This window comes from Streptomyces sp. NBC_01210, from assembly GCF_036010325.1.
Classification (GTDB): Bacteria; Actinomycetota; Actinomycetes; order Streptomycetales; family Streptomycetaceae; genus Streptomyces.
Map to the genome: position 1 here is coordinate 7,475,484 of NZ_CP108549.1, position 11,284 is coordinate 7,486,767.

General features: G+C 69.6%; 11 protein-coding genes. 7 read left to right on the forward strand and 4 right to left on the reverse strand.

The genetic code is table 11. The features are described from left to right. Window positions 1–74: 74 nt before the first annotated feature. Together OG735_RS33695 and OG735_RS33700 are read left to right on the forward strand one after the other, a co-directional pair. Complete coding sequence (locus OG735_RS33695) at window positions 75–1,076, forward strand: TIGR03842 family LLM class F420-dependent oxidoreductase (RefSeq protein ID WP_327326919.1); 1,002 nt, start codon at window positions 75–77, stop codon at window positions 1,074–1,076. A 14-nt stretch (window positions 1,077–1,090) separates the two neighbouring features. After that, window positions 1,091–2,638 (forward strand): NCS1 family nucleobase:cation symporter-1, encoded by a 1,548-nt coding sequence (locus tag OG735_RS33700; protein ID WP_327326920.1) that lies wholly within the window; start codon window positions 1,091–1,093, stop codon window positions 2,636–2,638. A 249-nt stretch (window positions 2,639–2,887) separates the two neighbouring features. Here OG735_RS33700 and OG735_RS33705 read toward each other — a convergent pair whose 3' ends face one another. Continuing rightward, window positions 2,888–3,682: an SDR family NAD(P)-dependent oxidoreductase gene (locus OG735_RS33705; RefSeq protein WP_327326921.1), complete on the reverse strand. Its 795-nt coding sequence runs from the start codon at window positions 3,680–3,682 to the stop codon at window positions 2,888–2,890. A 55-nt stretch (window positions 3,683–3,737) separates the two neighbouring features. On the opposite strand from OG735_RS33705, the gene OG735_RS33710 reads away from it, so the two are divergent. Next, entirely contained in the window at window positions 3,738–5,168 is a 1,431-nt protein-coding gene (locus OG735_RS33710) for an amidase (RefSeq protein ID WP_327326922.1), read from the forward strand. A 5-nt stretch (window positions 5,169–5,173) separates the two neighbouring features. After that, window positions 5,174–5,758, forward strand: a complete 585-nt coding sequence (locus tag OG735_RS33715) for a TetR/AcrR family transcriptional regulator (protein ID WP_327326923.1) — start codon at window positions 5,174–5,176, stop codon at window positions 5,756–5,758. 222 nt (window positions 5,759–5,980) lie between these two features. On the opposite strand, the gene OG735_RS33720 is transcribed toward OG735_RS33715, so the two are convergent. Continuing rightward, complete coding sequence (locus tag OG735_RS33720) at window positions 5,981–6,157, reverse strand: hypothetical protein (RefSeq protein ID WP_327326924.1); 177 nt, start codon at window positions 6,155–6,157, stop codon at window positions 5,981–5,983. Between the two features lie 32 nt (window positions 6,158–6,189). Between OG735_RS33720 and OG735_RS33725 the strand changes: the two genes are divergently transcribed. After that, a complete protein-coding gene (locus tag OG735_RS33725) occupies window positions 6,190–6,651 on the forward strand; it encodes an N-acetyltransferase (RefSeq protein WP_327326925.1) in 462 nt (153 codons plus the stop codon). A 19-nt stretch (window positions 6,652–6,670) separates the two neighbouring features. Here the strand turns inward: OG735_RS33725 and OG735_RS33730 are convergent, their stop codons facing one another. After that, window positions 6,671–7,237 (reverse strand): nucleoside deaminase, encoded by a 567-nt coding sequence (locus OG735_RS33730; protein ID WP_327326926.1) that lies wholly within the window; start codon window positions 7,235–7,237, stop codon window positions 6,671–6,673. A gap of 80 nt (window positions 7,238–7,317) precedes the next feature. Between OG735_RS33730 and OG735_RS33735 the strand changes: the two genes are divergently transcribed. Beyond that, the gene (locus tag OG735_RS33735; protein ID WP_327326927.1) at window positions 7,318–8,295 is read left to right on the forward strand and encodes an antibiotic biosynthesis monooxygenase; all 978 of its coding nucleotides are present in this window, start codon (window positions 7,318–7,320) and stop codon (window positions 8,293–8,295) included. A 25-nt stretch (window positions 8,296–8,320) separates the two neighbouring features. Next, window positions 8,321–9,718: an FAD-binding oxidoreductase gene (locus OG735_RS33740; protein ID WP_327326928.1), complete on the forward strand. Its 1,398-nt coding sequence runs from the start codon at window positions 8,321–8,323 to the stop codon at window positions 9,716–9,718. 42 nt (window positions 9,719–9,760) lie between these two features. On the opposite strand, the gene OG735_RS33745 is transcribed toward OG735_RS33740, so the two are convergent. Continuing rightward, window positions 9,761–11,083: a WD40/YVTN/BNR-like repeat-containing protein gene (locus tag OG735_RS33745; RefSeq protein ID WP_327326929.1), complete on the reverse strand. Its 1,323-nt coding sequence runs from the start codon at window positions 11,081–11,083 to the stop codon at window positions 9,761–9,763. Window positions 11,084–11,284 lie beyond the last annotated feature (201 nt).

Genomic DNA, 11,284 nt, shown 5'->3' on the forward strand with positions numbered 1-11,284 from the left:
TTCATCCACCTAGCTCGTCCAGGAACCTCATCCGGGCACCTCGTCCAGGAACCTCATCTAGGAGCGGCCAGGCCATGGACTTCGGACTTGTCCTGCAGACCGACCCGCCGGCCTCGGCCGTCGTCGGACTGATGCGACGCGCGGAACGCAACGGCTTCCGCTACGGCTGGACCTTCGACTCGGCGGTGCTCTGGCAGGAGCCCTTCGTCATCTACAGCCGCATTCTCGAACACACGGAGAAGCTCACCGTCGGCCCGATGGTGACCAATCCGGGCACCAGGACCTGGGAGGTCACCGCCTCCACCTTCGCGACGCTGAACGACATGTACGGCAACCGCACCGTGTGCGGTATCGGACGCGGCGACTCCGCGATGCGTGTCGCGGGACGCAAGCCCAACACCCTGGCCAGGCTCGGCGAGGCGATGGGCGTCATCCGCGATCTGGCCGAGGGCCGGGAAGCCGTCGTCGACGGCCAGCCGCTGCAGCTGCCATGGGTGCGAAACGGAAAGCTGCCGGTGTGGATGGCGGCGTACGGCCCCAAGGCGCTGGCGCTCGCGGGCCAGCAGGCCGACGGGTTCATCCTCCAGCTCGCCGACCCGTATCTGACCGCGTCGATGGTCACGGCCGTACGCACCGCCGCCTCCGACGCCGGACGTGACCCCGACTCCATCACCATCTGCGTCGCCGCGCCCGCGTACGTCAGCGACGACCTCGCGCACGCCCGTGAACAGTGCCGCTGGTTCGGCGGAATGGTCGGTAACCACGTCGCCGACCTGGTCTCCCGCTACGGCGAACACTCCGACCTGGTGCCCGAGGCCCTCACCTCGTACATCAAGGCACGCGAGGGTTACGACTACAGCCACCACGGCCGCGCCGGGAACCCGTCCACGGACTTCGTCCCGGACGAGATCGTCGACCGCTTCTGTCTGCTGGGGCCCGCAGCGGCGCATATCGAAAAGCTGACGGCGCTGCGCGAGCTGGGCGTCGACCAGTTCGCGGTCTACAACATGCACGACGCGAAGGAAGCGACCATCGACGCATACGGCTCCGAGATCATCCCGGCACTCAACCGCTGAAAGGTCCAGCAGCAATGACCGCGACCGTCCCGCCCGCCCCGTCCGAAGGACCGATACAGGACCTGTCGGGCCGCGTCGAGCTCGCGCCCGGCGCGGTCCCCGCCGACCATCGCTTCGTCAACGACGATCTGCTGCCCGTCCCGGTCGCGCGGCGCCGCTGGACGACATACAACTTCGCCGCGCTGTGGGTCGGCATGGCCCACAACATCCCGTCCTGGCTGCTCGCTTCGGGCCTGGTCACGCTGGGGATGGACTGGAAACAGGCGGTGTTCACCATCAGCCTCGCCAATCTGATCGTGCTGGGGCCGATGCTGCTCACCGGGCACGCGGGACCCAAGTACGGCATTCCCTTCCCCGTGCTCGCGCGGGCGTCCTTCGGACTGCGCGGCGCGAATCTGCCGGCGCTGATCCGGGCCGGGGTGGCCTGCGCCTGGTTCGGCATTCAGACCTGGATCGGCGGGCAGGGCATCTTCATTCTGCTCGGCAAGATCTTCGGCGGCTGGGCCAAGGCCTCGGAGGTCGGCGGGCAGCCGTGGACGCTCTGGGTCTGCTTCCTGCTCTTCTGGGTGCTCGAACTCGCCATCATCTACCGGGGGATGGAGACGCTGCGACGGTTCGAGAACTGGGCCGCGCCCTTCGTCATCGTCGGCGCGCTGGCGTTGCTGGTGTGGATCACCATGAAGGCGGGCGGTCTCGGACCGCTGCTCGACCAGCCCTCCAAGCTCGGCTGGGGCGCGGACTTCTGGCCGGTCTTCTTCCCCTCGCTGATGGGGATGATCGCCTTCTGGTCGACGCTGTCGCTGAACATCCCGGACTTCACGCGCTTCGGGGCGGGCCAACGCGCGCAGATCTGGGGGCAGTCGCTGGGTCTGCCGACGACGATGACGCTCTTCGCCCTGCTGTCGGTCTTCGTCACCTCCGGCTCCCAGGCGGTGTACGGGGCGGCGATCTGGGACCCGGTCGAACTCGCAGCCAAGACGGACAATGTCTTCGGACTGCTCTTCGCGCTCGTGACGGTGCTGATCGCGACGATCTCGGTGAACATCGCGGCGAATGTCGTGTCGCCCGCCTATGACCTGGCGAATCTGGCGCCGAAGCTGATCAACTTCCGCAGGGGAGCGCTGATCACGGGCGTTGTCGGCGTCCTGATAATGCCGTGGAAGCTGACCGAGACTCCCGAGCTCTATATCTTCACCTGGCTCGGCCTGGTGGGCGGACTGCTCGGCACGGTCGCGGGCATCCTCATCGCCGACTACTGGATCGTCCGCCGTACGGCCCTCGATCTGGCCGGCCTCTACACGCCGGGGAGCCGCTACTGGTACACCTCCGGCTGGAATCTGCGCGCTGTGGCGGCGTTCGTGGTCGGTGGGCTGCTGGCGGTGGGCGGTTCGCACTCGGCGGAGGGGAAGGGGCCGTTCCCCGAGGACGGGCTGATCCCCTTCCTGAAGCCGCTCGCGAACTATGGCTGGGCGGTGGGGCTGGCGGCGTCGCTGGTGCTGTATGTGGTGCTGATGCTGCCGGAGCGGGGCCGCGCGGCAAATTCAAGCGCGTCGGGGGTTTGAGAGCGAACCCGCTGCCGGGCGGCCTGGTCGGGGCTTCGCCCGGAACCCTGCGCCTCAATCACCGGCGAGCCTGATTTTTGCCTCCTGTCGGGCGGAAGGTCCAGCCCGTCCGGCAGGTGAGGACGAACCGGCTCACGGGAGGGTCCAGCCCGTCCGGCGTTTGAGAGCGAACCCGCTGCCGGGCGGCCTTGTCGGGGCTCCGCCCGGAACCCTGCGCCTCAATCGCCGGCGGGGCAGATTTCCCTCCCCTCAGCGGCTGTTGCGCTGCGCCTCCACGATGTCCCGGACCGTGCGGTCCGCGCCGCTCGCGCGGCGCTGGACGCGCTCGGAGAAGCCCGGGAACTGACCACCGATCGCGGTGAGCACCTTCATCTCGACCGGGGCGACGTTCACTTCGGCCCGGTCCTGTTCGATGGCGCGGAAGACGCCCGCCACGACCTGCCGGGGTGAGACCGTGCGCAGGCCCGCAGGGGCCTCCGCGCCGGTTGCCGCGAACATGCCCGCGTCCCTCACGAACCCGGGCTGGACGATCGATACGCCGACCCCGTGGTCGTGCAGATCCTGGCGCAGCGAGAGTGCGAAGCCACGCAGACCGAACTTGGTGGCGTCGTACAGCGCGGAGTACTTCGTCGCCGTCTTGCCCGACATCGAGCCGACGAACGCCAGATGTCCCCGTCGCGCCTCGACCATGGCGGGGGCGAGCAGCCGGGCCAGCATCGCGGGGGCGCGAAGGTTCACCGCCAGGGCGCGGTCGATCTGCTCCGGGGTGTAGTCCAGCAGGTCGCCGCTGGAGGGCAGCGCGGCGTTGGCGATCAGGATGTCCGTGCCAGCGGCCTCGGCGGCGAGCCGTGCCACATCCGCCGGGTCGGCGAGGTCGGCGACGATCGTGCGGGCCCCGTACCGGTCGGCGAGCGGTTCCAGCGCGTCGGGCCGGCGCCCGGTCAGTACCAACTTGGCGCCCTTTTCGGCGAGTTCGGCGGCGAGTGCGCCGCCGATACCGCCGGTGACCCCGGTCAGCAGAACGGTTGCTCCGGTGATGCGCATCTGGTTACCCTCCAGTTCTGTTCGTTCGAACGAACAATAGGGAGGCGGGGCGGTCGTGTCCACAGATGAATTCGCCGGACTGACAGAGCACGTACGGGAGTTGAGTGAGGGGCGGACCACGTCCGAGGAGCTGGTGACCAGCGCGATCGAGCGCATCCAGGCCAGCCAGAGCACCATCAACGCCTTCCGCTGGGTGCGCGGCGAACGGGCGCTCGACGAAGCCCGTGACGCGGACCGGCGACTGGCGGCGGGGGAGCGCCTGCCGCTCCTCGGTGTGCCGCTCGCCGTCAAGGACGACACCGATGTGGCCGGGCTGCCCACGCTCTTCGGCTGCAACGGTGAACTCGCCCCGGCCGCCGCGGACGGTGAAGCGGTACGCCGCCTCCGCGCGGCCGGCGCCGTGATCGTCGGCAAAACCAACTCCTGCGAACTCGGCCAGTGGCCGTTCACCGAGGGACCTGCCTTCGGAGCGACCCGTAACCCCTGGTCCACCGACCACACCCCGGGCGGCTCCTCCGGCGGCTCCGCGGCTGCCGTCGCCGCAGGGCTCGTACCCGCGGCGCTCGGCTCGGACGGCGCCGGATCGGTCCGCATCCCGGCCGCCTGGTCCCATCTCGTCGGCATCAAGCCACAGCGCGGACGCGTCTCCCTGCATCCCTACGCCGACGCCTTCCAGGGCCTCGCTGTGAACGGCCCGCTCGCCCGCACCGTCGCCGACGCCGCCCTGCTCCTCGATGTGGTGCAGGGCCCGCACCCCGAGGATCTGCACCAGCCGGACGCGATCGACGCCTCCGCCGCCGCCCGCCGTGATCCGGGCCGGCTGCGCATCGCGCTCGCCTGGCGCCCCCCGCTCACCCTCACCCGCGCCATGCCCCACCCCGAAGTGCGCCGCGCCGTCACCGCACTTGCCGAGGCCCTCGGCCGCCTCGGCCACCAGGTGGAGGAAGCCAGACCGCGTTACGGGCTGATCGGCCTCGCCTTCGTGCCGCGCGCCACCGCCGGGATCGCCGAAGTCGCAGCCCTGCACCCCGATCCCGCCCTCCTCGACCCGCGCACGCGCAGCGCCATGCGCAACGGCCGACGGCTCGGCGGCCGTGTGGTGCGGGCCGCCCGCGCCCGTGAGGCGCGTCAGCACCAGAGGATCGGCGCGATCTTCGACACCTACGACGTCGTGATCACCCCTACCACCGCCGCGCCGCCGCCGCGCATCGGCACCTTCGACGGTATGAGCGCCTGGCGCACCGACTCGACGATGGCGGCCGCGTGCCCGTACGCCTGGCCCTGGAACGTACTGGGCTGGCCCGGCGTCAATGTCCCGGCCGGCCTCACCGGTGACGGACTGCCTGTCGGTGCCCAGCTGCTCGGTCCGGCCGGCAGTGAGGAGCGACTGATCTCACTCGCCGCCCAACTCGAGGCGGACCAGCGGTGGCACGAGAAGCGGCCGCCCGCCCCGGTGATCAGGGGGAGCGCGCCGGTGGAACAATGACCGTCATGTCCAACCCCGCCCGCTCCGCCCCGACCCGGCAGCGCATCATCACCGCCGTCCTGCACATCATCGGCAAGGACGGCGTCGCGGCGGTCACCAACCGGCGGATCGCCAAGGAGGCGGGCGTCTCGCTCGGCTCGGTCACGTACCACTTCGAGACCCAGCACGAGCTGCTGCGCGAGAGCCTGTTGCACTTCGTGCGCGAGGAGACCCGCCGCTTCACCGAGCTCGCGGACCAGTGCCAGAGCGACGGCGTCGACATCGCGGGCGCCGCCGCCCTGGCCGGGCAGGTGGCGGGCGGCACGTCCTTCGACAGCGAGCACATCGCGCCCTTCGAGCTGTACGTCGAGGCCGGGCGCGACGAGCGGCTGCGGGAGGCGGCCGCAGAGGCCTTCGCGGCATACGACCGGCTGGCGGCGCAGATCCTCACCGGCCTCGGCGTCCCGGACGCCGAGCGCCTCGCCGCGACCACCGTGGCGCTGGTGATGGGCCTGCAACTGCGCAGACTGGCTACGGGCGGGCCGGCCGAGGACCTGGTCGACGCGCTGCTGCTGCTCGCACGGGGCGCTGTCAGCCAGGACGCCGGGTAACCACCCCCACCCCGCCACCGGCTCGCGGGAGAGGCCGCCCGCCATGCCGACCGGGCGAGGCGCAGGTGGCACGCGGCCTGCCCAACCGTGTCAGCCGCGGTCGATGACGAGATCCACGACCGGGCGGTACGCATACTCCTCCGCGCTGCCAAGTGCCGCGTGGGTGGCGATACGGAAGACCAAGGCGCGAAGGAGCAGTTGACGCCAGTCGGGCAGATGCGCTCACCGGTCGAGCAGCGCGGCCTCGGCCTCGTACCAGCACAACGCGTCGACGGCGACGACCGCCGAGGCCCAGCCTGCGGGCCGCCAGTAGGGCGGCCAGTCGATGATGGCGGGCGGCAGGCCGGGTTCGAAGAGCACAACAGAAGGCGGGGCCGCGGAGGCGGGGGACTGGCTCATGGACGGGGAGCGTAGGCGGCTACCCTGCACAGATGTCGAACACTCTCTTCGTGCCCGATGAATTCGTGGTGCCGCGCGAACTCGACTGCGGGCCATTCCGTCTCGAACCGCTGGGGCCCGAGCACAACGAGGCCGACCTCGCCGCGTGGACGTCGAGCATCGAGCACATCCGCAAGACTCCTGGTTTCACCCGGAGTTGGCCACCGGCCGAGGGGATGACGGCGGAGGAGAATCTGGCTGATCTGGTCGGGCACGCCGGGGACTTCGAGCAGCGGCGGGGCTTCACGTACACCGTCCTCGAGACCGGGACCGGGACCGTGACCGATGTCGCAGTCGGCTGCGTCTACATCTACCCGGACCGGGACGACCCGGCCGTCACCACAGTGCGTTCGTGGGTACGGGCCGACCGTGGGAGTCTCGACCAGCCGCTGTACGAGGCCGTCAGCGCCTGGCTCACCGCCGACTGGCCGTTCGCCGAGATCCGCTACCGCTGAGGTTCAGTGCCGAGGTTCGTCAGTACGGGTGCCGGTCGGGCTTTGAGCTCCACGCCTCGTAGGCCTTCGCGCCCAACTCGGGATGGATCTGCTCGATCTGGATCCTGCGCTCGTCGAGGGGCTTCATGAAGTCCTCGTACTGGAAGGCGTCGTCGAATCCGATCTCACGCGTGGCCTTCAAATCGCAGCTGAAATAGACGTTGTCGATCCGCGACCAGTAGATGGCGCTCATGCACATCGGGCACGGGGCGCCGCTGATGTAGATCGAGCACCCTTTGAGCATCCGGGCCCTCTCCGATACCGAATCGGGGGATCCTTCCGGGCGCGGCACGTATTCCAGCGTGCTCTCGTTCTGGTGCTCCTGCGATATGGAGGGCGCCTCGGGATTGAGCCGCTGAACCGCCTTGCGAATGGTCTCCACTTCGGCGTGCGCGGTGGGGTCGCCGGTGAGGAGCACGCGATTCTGGCCGCGGGCCAGAATCTCGCCGTCACGGGTGATGACCGCGCCGAATGGGCCGCCCCATCCCTCTTCCACGGACTCGGTGGCCAGCCGTACCGCCTCGGCCAGAAACTCCTTGTGCCCCATGTCGAACCTCCGCTTCACTACTCAGTGAGGTGCAATCCCCCATTTGTCCGATAACTCCCCTACGTAGTAGGCTACTCCGTATGGGTGTTGCTGCAAGCCGTGTCCCGGGCGGCGACGGCGCGACCGTCGTGACCTCCCAGAAAGTCCGGGAGGGTCGGGTTGACGCGTATAAGCGCTGGCAGGAGAAGACCAACCACGTTGCCGAAGGCTTTGACGGCTTCGAGGGCGCGGAGGTGTATCCACCGGGCTCCGGCGAGGAGAACGAGTGGGTGGCGGTCTTCCGGTTCTCCCGTATTGACGAGCTGACCATATGGCTGGACTCCGGCGCGCGCCGCGAGCTCCTGAATGAGGCGCGCCCACTGTTCGAGGGGGCTCCGACGCAAGAGGTGCTTGCCGGCGGGGCGCCTGCCCCTCAGGAGCAGGAAACTGTCACTGCGGTCATCTCCCATTCCGTGCGGCCGGGGAAGGAGTCCGACTTTGTGCGGTGGCAGGACAAAGTCCTGAAGGTGCAGGAAAAGCATCCCGGCTTCAGGGGGACCGAGTTGTTCCAGCCGGTGGAGGGAATCCAGGACAAGTGGGTGGTCGCTTTCCGTTTTGACACCCGTGGCAACCTCGACGATTGGCTCGCCTCCGCCGACCGCGAAAAGCTACTGGAAGAGGGGCGTCAGTACTTCTCCTCGTACGACGTACGCAAGATCGGGTCGGCGTTCAGTGGCTGGTTCCGCTTCGGGGAGGGCGACGAGGAAGGGATTCCGTCCAACTGGAAACAGGCCATGTCCGTCGTCCTGGCTCTGTATCCGACCGTGATGGTCCTGAATCTGACGGTGGGAAAGGTATTCGCCGACTGGGGCATACCCGGGTATCTGGGCCTGTTCATCTCCAATGTGCTGAGCGTCTCCATCCTGACCTGGGTGCTGATGCCGCTGGTCAACCGAGCCCTCGCATTCTGGCTGCTGCCCAACGGGGCACGTTCCGTGCGTACCAATGCGGCGGGCGCCTTGGTCGTGATGGTGTGCTGGGCGATCCTCCTCGTGGTATTCGGCCTGACCACGGGCTGACGACGAGTCGACCAATGGGGTCATCATGGGCGGACAGACGCCGGCGCGGCGTATCGAGGGAGACATCGTCCGGCGAGGCGACCCCGGATACGAGAGCGCCTGGCAGGGCATCCTGTGGAACGGTGTCAAGCCCCCGCGATTCCCGGATGTGATCGTCCGCGTCGCCTCGGAACGCGATGTCCCGGAAGCCGTCGCCCTGGCCCGCTCCGAGGGTCTGCGCATCGCCGTACGGTCGAGCGGGCACAGCTGGTGCGGCTCGCCACTGCGCGACGGGGGCATGCTCATCGACCTCTCCGCACTCAACCGGATCCATATCGACCCGGACTCCGCCACGGCGACCGTCCAGCCCGCCGCCACCGGCCGCGCACTCGCCTCCGAACTCTCCCGGCACGGCCTGGCCTTCCCCACCGGGCACTGCGGATCCGTCGCCCTCGGCGGATATCTCCTCAGCGGCGGTCTCGGCTGGAATTCCGGCGCGCTGGGACCGGCTTGCGCGAGCCTGCGGCAGATAGACGCCGTGACCGCCGCCGGCGAGGTCGTCCGCTGCGACACGAACGAGAACTCCGACCTGTTCTGGGCGGCGCGGGGAGCCGGCCCCGGCTTCTTCGCGATTGCCACCGGCTTCCGCCTCGCCCTGTACCCGCGCCCGGCGGCGATCGTCACGACCACGTACGCCTTTCCGCTGGCGGACGTCGTACCCGTGACCCGCTGGGTCACCGAGGCCGCCACCGAACTTCCGCCGACCGTCGAGCTGTCCTTCGCACTGGGCACCGCCGACCCGGCCATGTCGGCGGCCACACCGAGGCCCAAGGTCGTCATCGTCGATGCCACCGCCTTCGCGGACAGCCAGGAAGAGGCGATCCGCTCCCTCGGGCCGCTGCGGGTCTGCCCGCTCGCCGACCACGCCATCTTCCAGCAGGCCGACGAGCCGACCACGCTCGAGGTCCTTTACGAGACGTCAGGGACCGTGTGGCCGGCCAGCCACCGCTGTGGCGCCGACACCCTGTGGTCGGGCGCGGACTACGAAACCCTGCTGTCGAGGCTCGCCCCTGTGGTCGCGGTGGCCCCTTCGGAGAAGTCCCTCGTACTCGCCCCCGTGTCACCGGTCTCACAGGAGAAGGCGCTTCAGCACGACATGGCCTTCTCGGTGCTCGGCGACAGCTACGTCGTTCCGTTCGCGATCTGGGACTCCGCGGCGCAGGACGACGCCAACATCAGCTGGCTGCGCGACGCCATGCGCATCGTCGAACCCCTCGGTACGGGCCACTACATCGCGGAAGCCGACCTCACGGCCGACCCCTCCCGAGCCCGCCGCTCCTTCAGCCCGTCCGACTGGGACCGCCTGAGCCGGCTGAAGGCACACTACGACCCCGAGGACGTCTTCTTCTCCTACCTCGGGCGATCGACAACCTGGGCCGCCTGACGGGCACAAGCGGCATTTGTATTGCGCCGCTGTGGGCGTGCCCTACGGGGAGGCACATGCCAGCCGGAACTCGGTCCACCGCACGCCGTCCGGGGTTATCCGGTGGATGCATCCGCCTTGGTCGACCAGGAGACCGAGCGGGGTCCGCAGGGCGTACAACAGGCCGGGGTCCGTTCGCGTGAAGGTGCGACCGGCGTCCTTGCTCGCATAGGCCCCCTTCTCCCCGTGCAGTACGAGCTCGCCGCCGCGACCGGGCACCACCTGGCCGAGCAGAGTCCGGGGCTCCTCCTTGGGGCCCGTCGTCCACATCCGCTCCCAGGTGCGGCCGCCATCGCGCGAGCGGTGCAGGGCACGCATCGGGTTCTTCACGGGCTCGCCGCCCTCCAGCTCGCCCATCTCCGCCGCGTAGACCGCGTCCCGGCCGACCGAAACCGCAACATGGCGCCCGGGCCTCTTCGTGGGGCTGGGCAGCTTGCTGACCGACCAATGGCGGCCCGCGTCACGGGATACGGCGACCGCCACCGCGCCCGAGACCGGATCGCTGCCCGACACCCACCAGGAACCGTCCGGCTCGGCCACGCTCGCGGGCACCGGGACCGGAGTCACCCCGGTCCGTGGTTGCCGTGGGTCAGAGGCAGTTGGTGGTTGCTGCCCGATCGGTGCCTTCGCGGGCAGACCCCACAGCTGCGACGGCCCCTGCCTGAGGAACCGGCGCCGACCGTCCTGCGGCGAGAGCACCGCGATCCGGTACTGGGTGCACTCCTGGTCCTCGGGGTCGAGCGATGACACGCACTCGGTGGACAGCACAGCGCCCTTCGGTATCGTCGCCACCGTGCCGCGCGCCTTCCAGTCACCCGCCCGCCAGGACCTGCCCCCGTCCACCGTGAACCAGGTACGGCGAGGCCGCTTGTCGCTGTTCTCCCGGATCCAGGCACGGGCCGGGCCCAGGACATGGAGGTCTGCGCTTATGCCCGCGCTGCCGCGCACCACAGGCAGCGGCGATCGGCGCAGGGCCCAGGTCGAGCCGCCCCGGTCGAGCACCGCGACATACTGCCTGCAGAAGTCTTTCTCGGGCGTCGCCGCGTTCTCCACACACCGGGCGAGCAGAGCGAAGCCGCTCCCGTCGGCGGCGAAGCGCACCTGGTGAGCCCAGCCCGGAAGCCCTGGCGCGGACGGTATGCGAGGCAGCGGAACCGACCGCTCCCCGCCCGTCCCCAAGTCCACGCCCGGCCCCAACTCCCCGGCCCGCTCCCGATTCCGGCCGCGGTCCGGCGGGCCCGACGGCTCGTCCGCCGAACAGCCCGTCAGCAGCAGCGCGGTCAGTAACCCGATCACGCCCGCAGCCATCCCCGTACACCTGCGCATTGAGCCTCTCCTGCCCTCGGCCGACCGGTCCGCGGTGAACCGGCGCACGGGAATCCGTGCTGCCTCTGATACACCGCGAACCGGCTCCGGGTTCCGCTCCAGCCCGAACTGCGTGAACTGCCTCGGCGACTCGGCGACTCGGCCGAGCGAACCTCCGTACCGCCAGAGGGAAGAAGACCGCCAAACGACGCCTGCGGCAAC